The sequence below is a fragment of the Amycolatopsis sp. NPDC026612 genome (genome assembly GCF_040638285.1).
GTDB lineage: Bacteria > Actinomycetota > Actinomycetes > Mycobacteriales > Pseudonocardiaceae > Amycolatopsis.
The window spans coordinates 26,848-44,633 of the sequence record NZ_JBEZYB010000024.1 but is presented as its reverse complement, the minus strand read 5'-3'; the positions used below and the strand labels follow the sequence as shown (position 1 = coordinate 44,633).

15 protein-coding genes are annotated in these 17,786 nt (G+C 71.4%); 10 read left to right on the top strand and 5 right to left on the bottom strand.

The annotated features are described in order from the left end of the window. Window positions 1-27: 27 nt before the first annotated feature. The 6 genes from AB0F15_RS22515 to AB0F15_RS22490 all read left to right on the top strand — a co-directional run bounded on the left by AB0F15_RS22515 (window position 28) and on the right by AB0F15_RS22490 (window position 7,373). Window positions 28-978 carry a helix-turn-helix transcriptional regulator gene (locus AB0F15_RS22515; RefSeq protein ID WP_360273407.1) on the top strand — a complete coding sequence of 317 codons (951 nt, stop codon included), beginning with the start codon at window positions 28-30 and terminating at the stop codon, window positions 976-978. A 130-nt stretch (window positions 979-1,108) separates the two neighbouring features. Continuing rightward, on the top strand, window positions 1,109-2,125 hold the full coding sequence (locus AB0F15_RS22510; RefSeq protein WP_360273404.1) for a zinc-dependent alcohol dehydrogenase family protein: 1,017 nt from the start codon (window positions 1,109-1,111) through the stop codon (window positions 2,123-2,125). Between the two features lie 100 nt (window positions 2,126-2,225). Continuing rightward, window positions 2,226-3,446, top strand: a complete 1,221-nt coding sequence (locus AB0F15_RS22505; protein WP_360273401.1) for an MFS transporter — start codon at window positions 2,226-2,228, stop codon at window positions 3,444-3,446. 110 nt (window positions 3,447-3,556) lie between these two features. Further along, window positions 3,557-4,201: a (2Fe-2S)-binding protein gene (locus AB0F15_RS22500; RefSeq protein ID WP_360273398.1), complete on the top strand. Its 645-nt coding sequence runs from the start codon at window positions 3,557-3,559 to the stop codon at window positions 4,199-4,201. After that, the gene (locus AB0F15_RS22495; protein ID WP_360273395.1) at window positions 4,201-5,181 is read left to right on the top strand and encodes a xanthine dehydrogenase family protein subunit M; all 981 of its coding nucleotides are present in this window, start codon (window positions 4,201-4,203) and stop codon (window positions 5,179-5,181) included. The genes AB0F15_RS22500 and AB0F15_RS22495 overlap by 1 nt, the downstream gene beginning before the upstream one ends. Further along, a complete protein-coding gene (locus tag AB0F15_RS22490) occupies window positions 5,178-7,373 on the top strand; it encodes a xanthine dehydrogenase family protein molybdopterin-binding subunit (protein ID WP_360273392.1) in 2,196 nt (731 codons plus the stop codon). Before AB0F15_RS22495 ends, AB0F15_RS22490 begins: the two co-directional genes overlap by 4 nt. Window positions 7,374-7,588: 215 nt before the next feature. Here AB0F15_RS22490 and AB0F15_RS22485 read toward each other — a convergent pair whose 3' ends face one another. Then, window positions 7,589-8,494, bottom strand: a complete 906-nt coding sequence (locus AB0F15_RS22485; RefSeq protein WP_360273389.1) for a helix-turn-helix transcriptional regulator — start codon at window positions 8,492-8,494, stop codon at window positions 7,589-7,591. Window positions 8,495-8,595: 101 nt separating this feature from the next. Here AB0F15_RS22485 and AB0F15_RS22480 point away from each other — a divergent pair, with 101 nt between their 5' ends. The 4 genes from AB0F15_RS22480 to AB0F15_RS22465 are packed head-to-tail and all read left to right on the top strand — an operon-like array spanning window position 8,596 to window position 11,794. After that, complete coding sequence (locus AB0F15_RS22480; protein ID WP_360273386.1) at window positions 8,596-9,957, top strand: MFS transporter; 1,362 nt, start codon at window positions 8,596-8,598, stop codon at window positions 9,955-9,957. A gap of 25 nt (window positions 9,958-9,982) precedes the next feature. Next, complete coding sequence (locus AB0F15_RS22475; protein WP_360273384.1) at window positions 9,983-10,312, top strand: carboxymuconolactone decarboxylase family protein; 330 nt, start codon at window positions 9,983-9,985, stop codon at window positions 10,310-10,312. Window positions 10,313-10,350: 38 nt separating this feature from the next. Continuing rightward, on the top strand, window positions 10,351-10,758 hold the full coding sequence (locus AB0F15_RS22470; RefSeq protein ID WP_360273382.1) for a cupin domain-containing protein: 408 nt from the start codon (window positions 10,351-10,353) through the stop codon (window positions 10,756-10,758). A gap of 49 nt (window positions 10,759-10,807) precedes the next feature. After that, window positions 10,808-11,794, top strand: coding sequence for an aldo/keto reductase (locus AB0F15_RS22465; protein ID WP_360273379.1), 987 nt, complete (start codon window positions 10,808-10,810; stop codon window positions 11,792-11,794). 237 nt (window positions 11,795-12,031) lie between these two features. Here the strand turns inward: AB0F15_RS22465 and AB0F15_RS22460 are convergent, their stop codons facing one another. The 4 genes from AB0F15_RS22460 to AB0F15_RS22445 are packed head-to-tail and all read right to left on the bottom strand — an operon-like array spanning window position 12,032 to window position 17,671. Next, a complete protein-coding gene (locus tag AB0F15_RS22460; protein ID WP_360273376.1) occupies window positions 12,032-13,285 on the bottom strand; it encodes an extracellular solute-binding protein in 1,254 nt (417 codons plus the stop codon). Continuing rightward, window positions 13,282-15,915, bottom strand: a complete 2,634-nt coding sequence (locus tag AB0F15_RS22455; protein WP_360273373.1) for a family 78 glycoside hydrolase catalytic domain — start codon at window positions 15,913-15,915, stop codon at window positions 13,282-13,284. Before AB0F15_RS22455 ends, AB0F15_RS22460 begins: the two co-directional genes overlap by 4 nt. Continuing rightward, window positions 15,912-16,733, bottom strand: a complete 822-nt coding sequence (locus tag AB0F15_RS22450) for a carbohydrate ABC transporter permease (RefSeq protein WP_360273371.1) — start codon at window positions 16,731-16,733, stop codon at window positions 15,912-15,914. Before AB0F15_RS22450 ends, AB0F15_RS22455 begins: the two co-directional genes overlap by 4 nt. Further along, a complete protein-coding gene (locus AB0F15_RS22445; protein ID WP_360273369.1) occupies window positions 16,730-17,671 on the bottom strand; it encodes a sugar ABC transporter permease in 942 nt (313 codons plus the stop codon). The genes AB0F15_RS22450 and AB0F15_RS22445 overlap by 4 nt, the downstream gene beginning before the upstream one ends. Window positions 17,672-17,786 lie beyond the last annotated feature (115 nt).

Below are 17,786 nucleotides of genomic sequence, written 5' to 3'. Positions count from 1 at the left end.
CCGGGTGAGCGGACTTAGGGTGGCGAGGTGGACAATCGTCAGGAAATCCGCGAGTTCCTCGTCTCGCGGCGAGCCAAGATCACCCCCGAGCAGGCCGGGCTGCCCGCCGGGACCAAACGCCGGGTACCCGGACTGCGGCGCAGCGAGGTCGCCATGCTGGCCGATGTCAGCGTCGAGTACTACGCGAAGCTCGAACGCGGGAACCTTGCCGGCGTCTCGCCGTCCGTGCTGGACGCGGTGGCCCGGGCGCTGCAGCTCGACGACGCCGAGCGGGCCCACTTGCTCGCCCTCACCCGCGCCGCCGACGGCACGAGCGCCATCCTGCGGCGGCGGCCGAAGGCCAAGCAGTGGGCCCCGCGCCGAAGCCTGCAATGGGTCCTCGACGCGATCACCGAAGGACCGGCGTTCGTCCGCAACGGACGGATGGACCTGCTGGCCGCGAACCGCCTGGCGCGGGCGTTCTATTCCGAGGTCTACGCCAGCCCGCAGCAGCCCCCGAACATCGCCCGGTTCCAGTTCCTCGACCCGGCCTCGTACCGCTTCTACCCGGACTGGAGCTTCTTCGCCGACGTCTGCGTCGAGATCCTGCACATCGAAGCGGGCCGCAACCCGTACGACAAGGGCCTGCACGACCTGATCGGGGAACTGTCGACCCGCAGCGAGGAGTTCCGCGCCCGGTGGGGCGCGCACAACGTCCGCCACCACGGCAGCGGATCGAAGACCTTCCACCACCCGGTCGTCGGCACGCTCACCCTCGCCTACGAAGGCCTCGAACTGGCCGCCGAACCCGGGCTCACCCTGACCGTCTACACCGCGGAGCCCGGCTCGCCGTCGGCAGAGGCGCTGCAGCTGCTCTCCTCCTGGACAGCGACGCAGGAAGCAGAACACGCCACTGTGGACAGCGAGCGCCCCTCGGCCACGGGCAGGGACGCGAGCAGCTCCGAGCGTGCGGAAGGCGAACGCGGTTCGGCGAGGTAGCCCGGCACCCCACGGTGGGGTGTACTGCCGGTACACCTCTCGTCAGTGACTCGCTGCCCGCGCGAAAACGCGGTTGCCTGGAAGTCCAGGGGCCGTCCGGCCCGCAACCGCCACCGCAGAGGAGTCACCCATGCGCGGAGCTGTCATCCACGCCCCCGGCGACGTCCGTTTCGAACAGCTCGACGACCCGAAGATCCAGCAGCCGACCGATGCGATCATCCGCACCGTCGCCACCTGCGTGTGCGGCTCGGACCTGTGGCCCTACCGCGGCATCGAACCGATCGGCGACCCGCACCCCATGGGCCACGAGTACGTCGGCATCGTCGAAGAGGTCGGCAGCGAGGTCACCGCGGTCAAGCCCGGCCAGTTCGTCGTCGGCTCCTTCGCCACCTCGGACAACACCTGCGCGAATTGCCGCAACGGCTGGCAGTCCGCCTGCCTGCACCGCGAGTTCATGAGCACCTGCCAGGCCGACCACGTCCGCATCCCGAACGCCCAAGGCACCCTCGTCGCCACCCCCGAGCACCCGGACGAGAAGTTCGTGCCCAGCCTGCTCGCCGTGTCCGACGTCATGGGCACCGGCTGGTACGCCGCCCTCGCCGCCGAGGTCAAGCCCGGCGCGACCGCCGTCGTCGTCGGCGACGGCGCGGTCGGGCTGTGCGGCGTCATCGCGGCCAAGGAACTCGGCGCCGAGCGCATCATCGCCATGAGCCGCCACGAATCCCGGCAGAAGCTCGCCACCGAATTCGGCGCCACCGACATCGTCACCGAACGCGGCGACGACGGCGTCGCCGCCATCAAGGACCTCACCGGCGGGATCGGCGCCGACGCCGTCCTGGAATGCGTCGGCACGGCCGAGTCCATGCAGCAGGCGCTGCACTCGGCCCGCCCCGGCGGCAACGTCGGGTTCGTCGGCGTCCCCCACGACGTGCGGATCGCGGGCGAAGAGCTCTTCTTCACCCACGTCGGCCTGCGCGGCGGCCCGGCGCCCGTGCGCCGCTACCTGCCCGACCTGATCGACCGCGTCCTCACCGACCACATCGACCCCGGTCCGGTCTTCGACCTCACCCTGCCCCTGGACCAGGTCGCCGAAGGCTACCGGGCCATGGACGAGCGGCGCGCCATCAAGGCCCTGCTCACCCCCTGACCGGAGCCCCCTGACCGGAAGACAACGGACGACCGGTCCCGGCCGCAGCGACGGCGGTGCGGCCGGACCGGCGCCCTCCAGTACCCGAAGGAGATTCACCATGCCCACCGGGACCACTCCCGGCAAACTCCCCGCCGTCGTCTGGGTGCTCGCCGCCGGCACGTTCCTGATGGGAACCACGGAGTTCGTCATCGCCGGGCTGCTGCCCGAACTGGCCGGTGACCTCGGCGTCAGCGTCTCGCAGGCCGGTTTGCTGATCACCGCGTTCGCCATCGGCATGATCATCGGCTCCCCCACGATGGCGCTGGTCACCCTCCGGCTGCCGCCACGCCGCACCCTGGTCCTGGCGCTGGCCGTGTTCAGCCTCGGCCACGTCGTCGCCGCACTCAGCGGCTCGTTCGCGATCATCCTCGCCGCCCGCGTCGTCACCGCGCTGGCGACCGGCGCGTTCTGGGCCGTCGGCTTCGTCGTCGCCACCGCCGCGGCCGGCCCGCGGAACTCCACGCGCGCCATCGGCGTCATGATGGGCGGGCTGACCCTGGCCAACGTCGTCGGCGTGCCGATCGGCTCCTTCGCCGGCCAGCTCACCGGGTGGCGCGGTCCGTTCTGGGCCCTGGCTGCGCTTTCCGCGCTCGCCGCCGCGGTCATCGGCCGGTTCATCCCCACCCGCGAGCAGCGCGCCGAGGTGTCCGTCCGAGCCGAGATCCGGTCGCTGCGCCAGGGCCGGTTGTGGCTGGCGCTCGCCGCCGCGATGTTCGTCATGGGCGGGGTCCTGGCCACCTACAGCTACCTCACCCCGCTGCTGACCGGCCGCGCCGGCATGCCGGCAGCCGCCGTCCCGCTCGCCCTGATCGCGTTCGGCGCCGGCGCCCTCGGCGGCACCACCGCCGGCGGCCGCCTCGGCGACCGCCGGCCCATGGCCACCACCATCCCCGCGGCCGCGGCCACCGCTGTCGTTCTCCTCCTGCTGATCCCGCTGTCCACCAGTCCGGTCGCGGCCGTCGTCCTGGTCTTCCTGATGGCCCTGACCGGGTTCACCGTCAACCCGGTCGTCACCGCGCTCGCCGTCCGCTTCGCCGGCAACGCGCCCACCCTGACTTCGGCGCTGAGCACGTCCGCCTTCAACACCGGCATCGCGGCCGGGACCGCCATCGCGGCCACGGCACTGGACTCGCCCCTCGGGCTGGTCGGTCCACCCCTGATCGGAGCGATCACCACCGCGCTGACACTGCTGCCCCTCGGCGCCCTCGCCCTCCGCGCACGACGCGCGAAGCCGGCGGCCCCCGACCGGGAGAAAGAGCAGGTGGCGGCGCCGTGCTGAGCAAGGCAACCGACCACCATACGAGTGATCCGGCCTGTTTACGAGGTACTGCCGGTACACCCTTTGTCAGGCACTCCCACCCCCCGCGGGCACCTGGTTCGGTCGACTCCATGTCCCCCGAAGATCCTCACGCAGCCGGGAACCCCGAGGCGGACTCGCCGACGGCCCACTCCCGGCGGACCTTCCTCGCCGCGTCGGCGGTCAGTGGTGCCGTCGCCGTGGCCGGGCCGGTGCTGGACGCCGAACCCGCCGCGGCCGGCACCGCCGAGGCCGCCGCCCCGAGCAGCCGGGTTTCGTTGACGGTCAACGGAACCCGGCACACCGTCACCGTCGACAACCGGACCTCGCTGCTGGACCTGCTGCGCGAGCACTTCGGGCTGGTCGGCACCAAGAAGGGCTGTGACGCCGGCGCCTGCGGCGCGTGCACGGTCCTCGTCGACGGCCGGCGCGTCAACGGCTGCCTGACCCTCGCGGTCCGGCTCGAAGGCGCGCAGGTCACCACCATCGAGGGACTCTCCCCCGGTGACAACGGGCCGTTGCACCCGTTGCAGCAGGCGTTCATCGACCAGGACGCGTTCCAGTGCGGGTACTGCACCCCCGGCCAGATCATGTCCGGCGTCGGCTGCATCCAGGAGGGCCACGCCGGATCGCCGGCAGAGATCCGGGAATGGATGAGCGGCAACATCTGCCGCTGCGGCTGCTACGTCAAGATCGTCCGGGCGGTCGAGCAAGCCACGACCCGGAAGGGACACTGATGGACCCCTTTGCCTACACCCGGGTCTCCGACACCCGCGCCGCCATCGCCGCCGGACGGCAGGGTGGCCGCTACATCGCCGGCGGCACCACCCTGGTCGACCTCATGCGCGAGACCGTCGAACGCCCCGGCAGCCTCGTCGACATCAGCGCGCTGCCCCTGCGCGACATCACCGTCACCCCCGGCGGCGGCCTGCGGATCGGCGCTCTGGTCCGGATGGCCGACGCCGCCGCCGACCCGAAGGTGCGCAGCACCTACCCGGTCATCGCGGAGTCGCTCGAACTGAGCGCGTCGGCGCAGCTGCGCAACATGGCCACCATCGGCGGGAACATCATGCAGCGGACCCGCTGCACCTACTTCCGTGACGTGACCGCCAACTGCAACAAGCGCTCCCCCGGCTCGGGGTGCGCCGCGCTGGACGGGATCAACCGCAGCCACGCCATCCTCGGCGGCTCCGACGCGTGCGTCGCCACGCACCCCTCCGACGTCGCGGTCGCGTTCGCCGCTCTGGAGGCGACCGTGCGCCTGCTGGGGCCGGACGGTGAGCGCGCTGTCCCGTTCGCCGGCTTCCTCCGGCAGCCCGGCAGCACCCCCGACCGGGAGCAGGCCCTCCGCCCGGGCGAGCTGATCACCGCCGTCGAAATCCCCGCCTTCCCGCGCCCGCTGCGGTCCGGCTACCTCAAGGTGCGGGACCGCCAGAGCTACGAGTTCGCCCTGACCTCGGCCGCGATCGCGCTCCAGGTCCAGGACGGCGTGATCCGCGTGGCGAAGGCCGCCGCCGGCGGCGTGGGCACCGTCCCGTGGAAACTCCCCGCCGTCGAGCAGCACCTGCTCGGCAAGCGGCCATCGGACTCGCTGTGGGCCGAGGCCGCGCAGCGAGCGGCGGACGGCGCCCGCCCGCTGCGGCACAACGGGTTCAAGGTCGAACTGCTCAAACGCACGGTCGAACGCCAGCTGCGCGTCGTGGGAGGCACCCGATGACACAACCCCGCACCGCCGTCGGCACCCCGCAGTCCCGGGTGGACGGCCGCCTCAAGGTCACCGGGCGCGCCCGGTACGCCGCCGACCACCCGACCGACGGCGTCCTCTACGCGGCCGTGGTCGACAGCAGCGTCGGCCGCGGCCGCATCACCGGCATCGACGACGGTGCCGCCCGCGCCCACCCCGGTGTTCAGCGGGTGATCAGCCACCTCAACGCACCCCGGCTGCCGTACCTGGACAACCCGGGATCGAACAACCCGGCGCCCGGCTCGCGGCTGCGGGTCTTCCAGGACGACCGGGTCCGGTTCTTCGGTCAGCCGGTCGCCGTCGTGGTCGCCACCACCCACGAGGCCGCTCAGCAGGGCGCCCGCCTGGTGAACGTCACCTACGCCGCCGAGCAGCCGGTCACCGACCTGACCACCGCACCCGCTGACGAGCCGACGACCTACGCGCGTGGCGACGCCGAAAGCGCGCTGAACACCGCACCGGTCCGGCTGGACCTGGCCTACCGGACCGCCCGCAACCACCACAACCCGATGGAACCGCACGCCACCATCGCCCAGTGGAACGGCAGCCGGCTCACGGTCTGGGACAAGACCCAGTGGGTGGTCGGCGGCACGCAGCAGGAACTCGCCGCCGTGTTCGGCATCCCCCAGACGTCGATCCGGGTGATTTCGCCCTTCGTCGGCGGCGCGTTCGGCAGCGGGCTGCGAGCGTGGCCGCACACGACCATCGCCGCGCTGGCCGCCCGTGAAGCCGGCCGCCCGGTCAAGCTCGTCCTCTCGCGCCGGCAGCTGTACTTCGGGACCGGGTTCCGGCCCGCGTACTCCTACCGGTTGCGGCTGGGCAGCGACCGCGCCGGGCGGCTCACCGCGATGACGCACGACATCCGCGGTGAAACGTCCAGCTACGAGACGTTCACCGAAGCGATGCTGGCGCCGGGCCAGATGCTCTATTCGTTGCCGAACGTCCGTCAGGCGTACGCGACCGTACCGCTGGACGTCAACACCCCGATCTGGATGCGCGGCCCCGGCTACGCCTCCGCCGCCCTCGTCATCGAATCCGCGATGGACGAGCTCGCGCACCGGCTCGGCATCGACCCCATCGAACTGCGCAAGCGCAACGAACCGGCGGCCGACGAATCCACCGGGCAGCCGTTCTCCACCCGCCGGCTGCGCGAGTGCTACGACGTCGGCGCCCGGGAGTTCGGCTGGCAACGCCGCAACCCGAAGCCGGGCGCCACCCGCGACGGCGACTGGCTGATCGGGACCGGCATGGCCGCCGCGGTCTACGACACCGCCCGCGCGCCCGCCCAAGCCCACGTCCGGCTCTCCGCCGACGGCACCGCCCTGGTCCAGGCCGCGACCAGCGACATGGGCCCCGGCACCTACACGTCCATGCCCCAGGTCGCCGCCGACGCGCTCGGCCTCACCATGGAGACCGTGGAATTCCGGCTCGGCGACTCGCTCATGCCGCCGACCCCGCCCCACGGCGGCTCCATGACCATGGCCAGCGTCGGCTCCGCGGTCCAGGACGGCTGCGACAAGGTCCGCCGCCAGGCGATCACGCTCGCGGTCAACGACCCGCGATCACCGCTGCACGGCGTCGATCCCGGCGCCATCATCGTCCGCAAAGGACGGATGTCGGTCAAGAACGACCCCACGCGCGGGGAGACCTACCGGCAGCTGCTGGCCCGCGCCGGCCGCGACCACCTCGAGGTGATCGGGTCCTGGGCGCCCTCGGAGCAGAACCGGTTCTCGATGTACGGCTACGGCGCCGTGTTCGCCGAAGTCGCCGTCGACGCCCGCCTGGGTCTCGTCCGGCTCCGCCGCATGCTGGGCGTCTACGACGCGGGCCGGATCGTCAACCCGGAACTCGCCGACAGCCAGGCCCTCGGCGGCATGGTCGGCGGCATCGGCGCGGCCCTGCTGGAGCACACCGCCACCGACCCGCGCGACGGCCGCATCGTCAACGCCAACCTCGCCGACTACCTCGTCCCCGTCAACGCCGACATCCACGACCTGCGCGCCATCTACCTCGACGGCGAAGACCGCGAAGCCGACCCCCTCGGTGTCAAGGGCCTGGCGGAGCTCGTCCTCGTCGGCGTCGCGCCGGCCATCGCCAACGCGGCTTTCCACGCCACCGGCCGGCGCGTCCGCGACTTCCCCATCACCGCCGACGCCCTGCTGTGATGACGGCGTCGACCGCCGGCCGATCTTCCGCTCGCCGCACCTCGTCGCCGGTGAAAGGGTCCATGGAAACCCGCACTGACAGCACCTTCTCCGGGAAAACCGCCTTCATCACCGGCGCCGCTTCCGGCATCGGCCGCGCGTCGCCACCCGGGCCGCCACCGGCCCGTGGACCGAGAGCGGCAGATCTGCTCGGCGGAGCGGGACCTTCGACGAGCTCAGCGGTCGACGTCGGCTTCGGCGAGCGTCGTGGTCGCGGCCCAGCTCGCCAGAAGCTGGAGTCGTTCGGCCGAGGGCGAGTCCGGGCGGGCGGCGTAGGCGGTGAGGGTGAGCCCTGTGTCGGCGGACAGCGCCATGGCTTCGAAGTCGAGCGTCAGCTCACCGACCACCGGGTGACGGAACTCCTTCGTCCCGGTGCGGTGCAGGCGGACGTCGTGGGCGGCCCAGCGGGTGCGGAAGTCCTCGCTGCGCGTCGACAGCTCGCCGATGAGGTCGGAAAGGTCGCGGTTGTGGGGGTCGCGGCCGGCTTCGGTGCGCAGGATCGCCACCGAGGTGTGGCAGGACTTGCCGTAGTCCGGGAAGTAGTCGCGGGCAGCCGGGTCGAGGAACCCGAAGCGGGCGAGGTTGGGCAGGGAGACCGCGCTGGTGCGCGTCGGGCTGTCGAACACCGGCGAGTACAGCGCGCGGCCGAGCGGGTTGGTGGCGAGGATGTCCAACCGTCCATTCCGGACGAACGCGGCCGTCGTCGTCATGCTGTCGAGGATCTGCTGCACCACCGGCCGCACCCGCTGCGGAGAACGGCGCCGTTGCCCGGAAGCCGAGCGCGGACGCCCGGCCGCGTTGGCGGCGCGGGCGAGGTCGAACAGGTACACCCGCTCTGCCTCGTCGAGCTGCAGCGCTTCGGCGATGGCGTCGAGGACGCTGTCGGAGACACCGGCGAGGTTGCCCTTCTCGACGCGGGTGTAGTAGTCGGCGGAGACCCCGGCGAGCATGGCGACCTCTTCCCGGCGCAGGCCCAGGACGCGGCGGTTGCCGCCGTAGTGCTGCAACCCGGCCTGCTCGGGGCTGATCTTGGCCCGGCGGGTGACCAGGAAGTCGCGGACCTCGGTGCTCTTGGCGTTCACGCCCTCCACCGTACGACGGGCCGAACGCGTGAGGGGGGTTCTGTCGTGACCCGGCAAGACGCGACCTCCCGCGCGGCCGCGAACAGGCGTTCTCTCGAAGCGTGACCACTTCCGAGAAGACCACCGCAGCCACCGGCAGCGCCGTCGCGACGCTCGTCACCGCGTTGCTCGGCTTCTTCGTGGTCACCCTGGACGCGGTCGTCGTGAACATCGCCCTGCCGGACATCCGGACCGACCTGGGCGGCGGCATCGCGGGCTTGCAGTGGGTGGTCGACGGCTACACGCTCATGTTCGCCGCGGCCCTGCTCTCGGCCGGCTCGCTGGCCGACCGGATCGGCGCCAAGCGGGCGTTCGGGCTCGGGATCGCGGTGTTCACCGTGGCGTCGCTGGCGTGCGGGCTGGCCCCGCAGCTCGGGGCGCTGGTGGCGTTCCGCTTCGTCCAGGGGCTGGCCGCCGCGGTGGTGATGCCCTCGTCCATGGCGCTCATCGGCCAGGCCTACCCCGACCCGGTGCACCGGGCCCGCGCGGTCGCGCTGTGGGCGATGGGCGGCGCCGCGGCGTCTTCGGCCGGCCCGCTCCTGGGCGGCGTCCTGACGACGGTGAGCTGGCGGTGGATCTTCCTGATCAACCTCCCGGCCGGGGCGGTGGCGTTGCTCCTGCTCCGCCGGGTCGCCCGGTCGGACCACCACCGGGTGCCGTTCGACGGCGCGGGTCAGCTCGTCGGCGCCCTCGCGATGGCCGCACTGGTGTTCGGCGCCATCGAAGCCGGTCAAGACGGCTTCGGCCGGCCCTCCGTGCTGGCGGCGCTCGGGATCGCCGTCGTCGCGCTGGCCGCGTTCCTGCTGCTGGAGGCCCGGGGCGCGCATCCGATGCTCCCGCTGGAGCTGTTCCGCTCCCGCACCGTGGTCGCGACGGTGGTCATCGGGTTCGCGTTCATGATCGGCTACTACGGGATGCCGTTCGTGCTGAGCCTCGTGCTGCAGGACCGCGGCCTGTCGGCCCTGGACACCGGCGTGGTGTTCCTGCCGATGATGCTGGCCGGGCTCGTGCTGACCCCGGTCGTGCCCCGAGTGATCGAACGAACCGGCGCCCGGCCCGTGATCGTGACCGGCCTGGCGCTGATGACGGCCGGCCTCGCGGCCCTTGCTCTCCTCCCCGCCACCGCACCCACCTGGGTGACCGCCGCAGTGATGGTTTCGGTCGGGCTGGGCGGCCCCACGGTCATCCCGCCGGTGATCGCGGTGCTCCTCGCCTCGGTGCCCGCGCAGCGGGCCGGGACCGCGAGCGGACTGCTCAACACCAGCCGCCAGCTCGGCGGCGCGCTGGCCGTCGCCGTCTTCGGCGCCCTCCTGGCCGCACCCGCGGGTTTAGCGGCCGGGATGCGGGTCAGCCTGCTGCTGGCCGCGGCCGTCGCCGCCACGGCCGCCTTGACCGCGGTCGCGGGCCTGCGTACTCGCCACTAGAACAAGTTCGATGAAAGGAACCACGATGACCGACCACACCCGGCCCGAGCCGTCCGGCGCGGAGAAGATGTTCGGGGACTTCGCGCCCGCGCTGGTGCACTTCACCGACGACGTCCTCTTCGGCGAAGTGTGGAAGCGCACCGACCTGACGCCCAAGGAACGCAGCCTCGTCACGGTCGCCGCGCTGACCACCAACGGCAACACCGAGCAGCTCGGCTACCACCTCGGCCTGGCCAAGGAGAACGGCAACACCGAGGCCGAGCTGATCGAAGCGATCACCCACCTGGCCTTCTACACCGGATGGCCGCAGGCGATGGCCGCCATGGCCGTCGCCAGGAAGGTCTTCCAGAGCTGACCTGCCACCCGTTCGAGCAAGAATTCAGGAGAACCACGATGCAGCACATCCCCGTCAACGACACCGTCAAGACCCCGGCCGAGCGCTTCACCGGCGACGTCTACCTGACCATGATCAAAACTCCCGAGCCGCCCTCCCGCCTGGTCGCCTCCCTGGTCCGGTTCACCCCCGGCGCCCGCACCAACTGGCACTCCCACGCCGTCGGGCAGACCCTGCACGTCACCGACGGCGTCGGCCTCGTCGTCAACCGCGACGGCCAGGTCATCCGCATGCGTGCCGGCGAGACCGTCTGGACCCCGCCCGGCGAGGAGCACTGGCACGGCGGCACCAACACCACCTGCATGAGCCACATCGCCATGCTGGAGGGCCCCGAAGAAGGCGGCGACGGCACCACGTGGCTCGAACCCGTCACCGACCAGCAGTACCAGGACGCCCACCAGCAGTAGCGGACGCGGGTCGACGGCCGAGCCGCGGCCCTGAATCGAGGAGGACCCCATGCACACACGAACCCTCGGCCAAGGTCTGCGGGTCTCGGCCATCGGCCTGGGCGCCATGGGCATGTCCCAGAGCTACGGCCCCAACCCCGGCGACCGCGACGCCATGATCGCGGTCTTGCGCGGCGCGGTCGAGCGAGGCGTCACGTTCTTCGACACCGCCGAGGTCTACGGCCCCTACGTCAACGAAGAACTCGTCGGCGAAGCGCTCTCCCCGCTGCGCGACCAGGTCGTGATCGCCACGAAGTTCGGCTGGCGGATCGAGGACGGCCGGCCGGTCGGACTCGACAGCCGTCCCGACCGGATCAAGCGGGTCGCCGACGCCTCACTGCGCCGCCTCGGGATCGACACGATCGAGCTGTTCTACCAGCACCGCGTCGACCCCGACGTCCCGATCGAGGACGTCGCCGGCGCCGTCGGCGAGCTCGTCCAGGCCGGCAAGGTGCGGCACTTCGGGCTTTCCGAGGCCGCGGCGGCCACCATCCGCCGCGCGCACGCCGTCCACCCCGTGACCGCCGTGCAAAGCGAATATTCGCTGTGGACCCGCGATCCCGAAGCGGAGGTGCTGCCCACCTGCGGCGAGCTCGGCATCGGCTTCGTGCCGTTCAGCCCCCTCGGCAAGGGCTTCCTCACCGGCTCCGTCACCGCCGCCACCCGGTTCGCCCCGGACGACGTCCGCGCCGGCATCCCACGCTTCACCGAGGACAACCGCAACGCCAACCAGGCCCTGGTCGGGCACGTCACCCGGCTGGCAGGCGCCAAGGACGCCACCCCCGGCCAGATCGCCCTCGCCTGGCTGCTCGCCCAGCACCCGTGGATCGTGCCCATCCCCGGCACTCGCCGGCTCGAACGGGTCAGGGAGAACGCCGCCGCCACCCAGGTACCGCTTTCGGCGGACGAACTGACCGATCTCGACCACCTCGCCGCGCGGGTCGGCGTGCAGGGCGACCGGTACAACGAGCAGCACATGTCCCTCGTCGGCCGCTGACCGCGGCCGGCTCCGGCCGCCGGAGCCGAGCTCTCCGGCCGTGCCGTCCAGCTCTCCGGCAGGGACCGCGGCAGCGCCTTTTCGTTGGCCTCCAGTATTTCGAGTGGCGGGTGGCTCAACGGATCGCGCAGCCGCCGTCCGGGCGTCGACACTCCCGCAACTGACGTGAGGCACACTGATCACCGCAGCCCATGACCGGCGGGGTAGGCAAGCACCGCTGGAACGGTAAAACTCAAGCTAGGCGCCGGACTTGTAGTCGGTGTCCATCGCCGCCAGCACCTTGTCCGGAGTGGACTGCTTGCTGAAGACCTCCTGGATGCCGGTGAGCATGGTCTGCTGCACCTTCGGGTTGGGCCACAGCTGGTCCATGAACGGGACCGTCTTGTTCTGGGTGATGAACGTCGACAGCTCGGTGAGCGACGGGTCGAGCTGGTAGCCGGTGTCCGAAAGGGACGGCAGGCCGCCCTGTTTGCCCGCGAACAGGTTCATGCCCTGCGGGGACATCACGAAGCTGATGAACTTCATCGCCAGTTCCGGGTTCTTGGCCTTGGCGTTGACACCGTAGCCCGCGCCCGCGGCGGCGGGCACGATGGTCTGGCCCGGGTCGTCGGTGGCCGGGAGGGGCTTCAGGGTGAACGTGGCGCCGGGGTTCTGCTTCTTCAGCAGGGAGATCACCCAGTTGCCCTGGATGATGCCCAGGGTCTTGCCGGTCGCGACCAGTTTCTGGCTGGCCTCGTAGCTGGTGCCCAGCGGGTTCTGCTGGAAGCAGCCCGCCTGGTCCAGCTCGCCGTACTTCGCGAACGCCGCCGCCCACGGTGAACTCGCGAAGGACGTCTGGCCGGCCGCCATCTTCTTCTCGAAGTCCCGGTCCGGGCCGTACACGAGCGTGGCGGCCAGTGGGTACAGGGCCACCTGGGTGACCCAGTTGTCCTGGATGCCCAGCGCGAACGCGGGCGTGCCCTTCTCCTTGGCCGCGCGGCAGAACGCGAGCACCTCGGTCCACGTCGTCGGCGCGGTGAGACCGGCTTTGCTCATCGCCTCCTGGTTGTAGATCGCGCCGATGCCGTTGATCCCGTAGATCGCGTCGTACGTCTTGGCCTGGTACTGGGCGACGTCGCTGACCACCTTCGGGAACTTGCTCGCCCACGGCTGGTCCGACAGGTCGCGCAGGTAGCCGCCCTTGGCCAGGACCGTGACGGTGGCGGGGTTGCCGTTGCCCGGCCACACCGACATCACGTCGGGGGCGGTGCCGGACGCCAGCTGGGTGCGGATCTGCTGCTGGAACTGGTCGGCGCCGCCGGTCGTGAAGTTCACCTTCACCCCCGGATTGGCCGCCTCGAAGGCCTTGACGACGTCCTCGACCGAGCCCTGGTCGACCGAGGCGAGCGAGAGGGTGGTGTTGTTGCCGGAGTTCGTGGCGTTCGTGCCGCCGCTGCAGGCGACCAGCGCGGCTCCGGTCGTCACGGCCAGCAGGACGTGGCTGATCTTCATGGCAGCTCCTTCGAGAAGGTTGCGGTGACGACGTGGTGACCGGAGCTCAGCCGGAGGGTGCGGCCGGTCCGGTCCAGCGCTCCTGGCCGGCCCGTGATGCTCGCCGGGTCGGTGGTGGGGACTTCCAGCACGGCGGTCGTTCCCGGCGGGACGAGGGCGGTGACGGTGATCCGGTCGCCGTCCAGGGACCAGCCGCACGCGACCCGGCCGCGGGCGGTTTCCTGCTCGGCGCGGGCCCAGGTGAGCGTTCCACCCGGCAGCGGGCGCAGCAGGAGTTCGGAATAGGCCACCGATCCGGGCGTCTGGTCGATGCCGGCGACGCGGCCGAAGAGCCAGTCGCCGACGCTGCCGAGGCTGTAGTGGTTGAACGAGTTCATCGCGGCGGCCTGGAAGCCGCCGTGCTCGGTCCAGCCGTCCCAGCGCTCCCAGATCGTGGTGGCACCGTGGCGGATCGAGTAGCCCCAGGAGGGGAACTCCTCCTGCTGCAGCAGGGCGTACGCGAGGTCCGCGCGGCCGTGCTCGGCCAGGACCGGGCAGAGCAGCGCGACCCCGAGGAATCCGGTCGTCAGCCGGTTGCCCCGCTTTTCGACGTCGGCCGCGAGGTGGTCGGCCGCGGCCGGGACCAGGTCGTCCGGCACGAGCCCGAACGCCAGAGCCAGCAGGTACGCGGTCTGGGTCCCGCCGTAGACGGAGCCGTCGTCGTCCACATAGGACTCGATGAACGCGTACCGGATCGCCTGGTGCAGCGCCCGGTGTCCGGCCGCGACGTCTGGCTGGCCCAGCACCTCGGCGGCCTCGGCCACGATCTGCGCGCTGCGGGCGAAGTACGCGGTCGAAAGCACATCTCGTGGCGTGGTGACGTCGATCTGCAGCCAGTCGCCGTACGAATTGCCGGTCCGGTGCCGCCAGCGCAGGTCCGGGTTGTGCCGGTGGATGTGCGCGACCCAGGCGACCATCGCGTCGAAGCACCGCTCCAGCACGCGACGATCGCCGTAGGTGCGCCACAGGTGCCACGGGATGATCACCCCGGCGTCCCCCCAGGCCGGTGCGGCCTCGCGCAGCATCGCGATGCGCGGGGCGACGTCGCCGAACGCGCCGTCGGCGTCCTGGCCGTCGACGACGTCGGCCAGCCAGCGAGCGAAGAACGCGCCGACGTCGGCGTTGCGGCTCGCGGTCGGGGCGAAGATCTGCGCGTCCCCCAGCCACCCGAGGCGCTCGTCGCGCTGGGGGCAGTCGGTGGGCACCGCGACGAAGTTTCCTCGCTGGCCCCACGAAATGTTGGCCTGCAGCTGGTTGACCAACGGATCGGAGCACTCGAACTGCCCGGTCCAGGGCGTGTCGTTGTGCAGCACGCGGGCCACCATGTCGTCCGGGGAGACGGCACACCCGCTGACTTCCAGGTACCGGAAGCCGTGCACGGTGAACCGCGGCTCGAACACCTCGACGGCCTCGCCGCCGGTGACGTAGCTGTCGGTCGCGGCGGCCCTGCGCAGGTTCGCCACGTACAGCTCGCCGTCGTCGAGGGTCTCGGCGTGCCGCAGCACGATCCGGTGTCCGGCCGGAACCCCGCGGAGGGTCAGCCGCACCCGGCCCACCAGGTTCTGCCCGAAGTCGACGACGAACCGGCCGGACTCCCGCTCGGTCACCGAGATCGCCGGCACTTCGCGGGTGACCCGGATCGGCGGATCCGGCTCCGCCACCACCGGACCCGGATCGTCGTCGAGCACCGCCACCGGTCGCCACGGTCCCTCCACGAGGGACGCGTCGACGTGCTCCCCCATCAGCAGGTCCGCGGCGCGGACGGCGCCGGGACGCTCGGTCCAGGCGGCATCGGTGGCCACCACCTGCCTCGACCCGTCGGCGAAGTCGACCACGAGCTGGGCGAGGAAACCGGGGTGGTCGCCGTAGTGGCGGGCCGGCTGTCGCTCGTCGAACCCGGCGAACCCCGACCACCAGCCGTCGGCGATCACCGCGCCCAGCGCGTTGGCCCCCTCGCGCAGCAACGCGGTGACGTCGTAGGTCTGGTACTGGAGACGGTGGTGGTACTCCGTCCACCCCGGCGCCAGCTCGACGTCGCCCACGCGGACGCCGTTCAGCGAAGCCTCGTAGACACCGTGCGCGGTGGCGTACAGCCGGGCCCGCACCGGTTCCCGCGCCAAGCCGAACTCGCGGCGCAGGTTCAGCGGCGGCTCACCGAGCGGCTCGTACTCCTCGGTCGGCGGGTCGAACGGCGGCTGGGCGTGGGGATCGCGGCCGATCCACGCGGCCACCCAGTCGTCGCGGTGCAGCAGGCCGGTCTCGAACCAGCTCTCCCCCGTGCCCGCCGCGGCGCCCGTCTCGTCCCACACCTCGACGCGCCAGTGGTACCGGGTGGCCGAGCGCAGGACCGGACCGTCCCACGGCACGAGGACGGTGTCGCCCGAGTCCCGGCGTCCGCTGTCCCAGAGCAGCCGGGCCGGGTCGTCGAGATCGGCCGGGCGGTCGGCGGCGGTGATCCGGTAGGCGCTCTGCGCGGCGCCGTGCCGGGCACTTTCCAGCCGCCACGACAGGCGGGGGCGCGGCTCGCCGAGGCCGAGCGGTTCGTGCCGCTGTTCGGTGCGCAGTCCGTACGGGCGTAGCGTGTCCGTCATCCCTTGAGCCCTCCGGCGAAACCGTTGATGATGCTGCGTTGCAGCGCGAAGTAGACGACGAGGATCGGCACGATGCTGATCACCAGCGCGGCGAAGATCAGGTTCCAGTCGGACACGTACTGGCCGACGAACCCGGCGATGGCGACCGGCAGGGTCTGCTGGGCACCGCCGCTGAGGTAGAGCAGCGGGGTGAAGAAGTCGTTCCACACGGCCACCGCGTTGAGCACCAGCGCGGTGACGGTCACCGGCTTCAGCATCGGCAGGACGACGTACCGGAAGCCCTGCAGCGTCGTGCACCCGTCGATCAGGGCCGCGTCTTCGAAGTCACGCGGGACCGCGCGCAGGAACCCGACGTACAGGAACGTCGTGAACGGCACCTGCAAGCCGGAGTAGAAGAGGATCAGCGACCACGGCGTGCCCAGCAGGCCCAGGTCGCGCATCGTCTGGTAGAGCGGCAAAGCGGCCAGCTGGAACGGCAGCACCAGCCCCAGCATGATCAGCAGGAACGTCCAGCGCGACCAGCGTGCGGCGACCCGGGCCAGCGGGTACGCCGCCAACGCCGAGACAGCGAGGATGATCACCACGGAACCCACGGTGACGAGCACGCTGTTGGCCAGCGCCCCGCCCAGCGCGCCCTGCTGCCAGGCCTGCGAGAAGTTGTCGAACGTGGGCGACGTCGTCGGGGCGAGCGGTGACGAAGCATCCGACGGTGGCCGGAGAGCGAGATTCACCAGCACGTACACCGGGAAGGCGAAGACGAGCCCGGCGGCGATCATCACCAGTTCGAGGGTGAGTGTGCGGGCGCGGTAACGGTTCACGACGCGGCCTTCTCGGCGCGGGACAGCCCGAGGTACTGCCCGGTCGACGCCACCGAGACGACGACGGTCAGCACGACCGCCAGTGCGATGCTGTAGCCGAACTCCCCCAGGGTGAAGGCGTCTTTGTAGATCAACGTCGAGAGCGTGTCGGTCGCGTGCCCCGGCCCGCCGCCGGTGAGCGCGTACACCTGGTCGAACAGCTTGAGGCCGCCGATGATCGACAGCATCAGGTTGATCGTGAACGCCGGTGCGAGCAGCGGCCGGGTCACCGACCAGAACCGCCGGACCGCGCCGGCACCGTCGATGGCGGCCGCCTCGTGGATTTCCCGCGGGATCGACTGCAGCCCGGCCAGGAAGATCACCATCGAGTAGCCGGCGTACTGCCACACGATCACGCCCACGACCGACCACAGCGCGATGCCGGGGTCGCCCAGCCAGTCCTGCCGCCACGAGTCCAGTCCGACGAGACCGAGCAGGCTGTTCACGGCGCCGTCCGGGCCGAGCAGGTTGCGCCACAGGTAGGCGGCCACGATCGGCGTGACCAGCGCCGGGGCGAAGAGGAAGACCCGCAGTACGTTGCGGGACTTGATCGTGCTGTTGACGCCGAGGGCCAGCAGCAGGCCGATCCCGTTCTGGAGCAGCGTGATCGCCACCGCGATCACCAGCGTGTGCCAGAGCGCCTGCGTGGCTGCGGGGTCGTGCAGCATTTCGGCGAAGTTGCCGAAGCCCACCCAGGCGAAGTCCGGCGACAGGCCGTCCCAGTTCGTGAACGCGTAGTACACGCCGCGCGCACTGGGCACCAGGACGACGAAGGCGAACAGCAGCAGGGCCGGCACGGTGAACCACCAGGGGACGCCCCGGCGGCTCAGTCGGCCGCGCGGGCGGCCCGGCCGGGCCGCGACGGCGTCCGCACGCCGGTCCTTGATGGCGGCAGTCATTGGCGCCCACCTTGTTTAAACGTTTCAACATTGCGGCCGACGAATCGGCCCTGGTCGAGGAGCTATGGGTAACGTTGCCCATTATTGGGTGCCGGTGACTCTAAGAGCCACTGCA

Coding starts and splice junctions, on each gene's coding strand:
- AB0F15_RS22510 (WP_360273404.1), top strand. CDS start 1,109: ATGCGCGGAGCTGTCATCCACGCCCCCGGCGACGTCCGTTTCGAACAG.
- AB0F15_RS22505 (WP_360273401.1), top strand. CDS start 2,226: ATGCCCACCGGGACCACTCCCGGCAAACTCCCCGCCGTCGTCTGGGTG.
- AB0F15_RS22500 (WP_360273398.1), top strand. CDS start 3,557: ATGTCCCCCGAAGATCCTCACGCAGCCGGGAACCCCGAGGCGGACTCG.
- AB0F15_RS22495 (WP_360273395.1), top strand. CDS start 4,201: ATGGACCCCTTTGCCTACACCCGGGTCTCCGACACCCGCGCCGCCATC.
- AB0F15_RS22490 (WP_360273392.1), top strand. CDS start 5,178: ATGACACAACCCCGCACCGCCGTCGGCACCCCGCAGTCCCGGGTGGAC.
- AB0F15_RS22475 (WP_360273384.1), top strand. CDS start 9,983: ATGACCGACCACACCCGGCCCGAGCCGTCCGGCGCGGAGAAGATGTTC.
- AB0F15_RS22470 (WP_360273382.1), top strand. CDS start 10,351: ATGCAGCACATCCCCGTCAACGACACCGTCAAGACCCCGGCCGAGCGC.
- AB0F15_RS22465 (WP_360273379.1), top strand. CDS start 10,808: ATGCACACACGAACCCTCGGCCAAGGTCTGCGGGTCTCGGCCATCGGC.
- AB0F15_RS22460 (WP_360273376.1), bottom strand. CDS start 13,285: ATGAAGATCAGCCACGTCCTGCTGGCCGTGACGACCGGAGCCGCGCTG.
- AB0F15_RS22455 (WP_360273373.1), bottom strand. CDS start 15,915: ATGACGGACACGCTACGCCCGTACGGACTGCGCACCGAACAGCGGCAC.
- AB0F15_RS22445 (WP_360273369.1), bottom strand. CDS start 17,671: ATGACTGCCGCCATCAAGGACCGGCGTGCGGACGCCGTCGCGGCCCGG.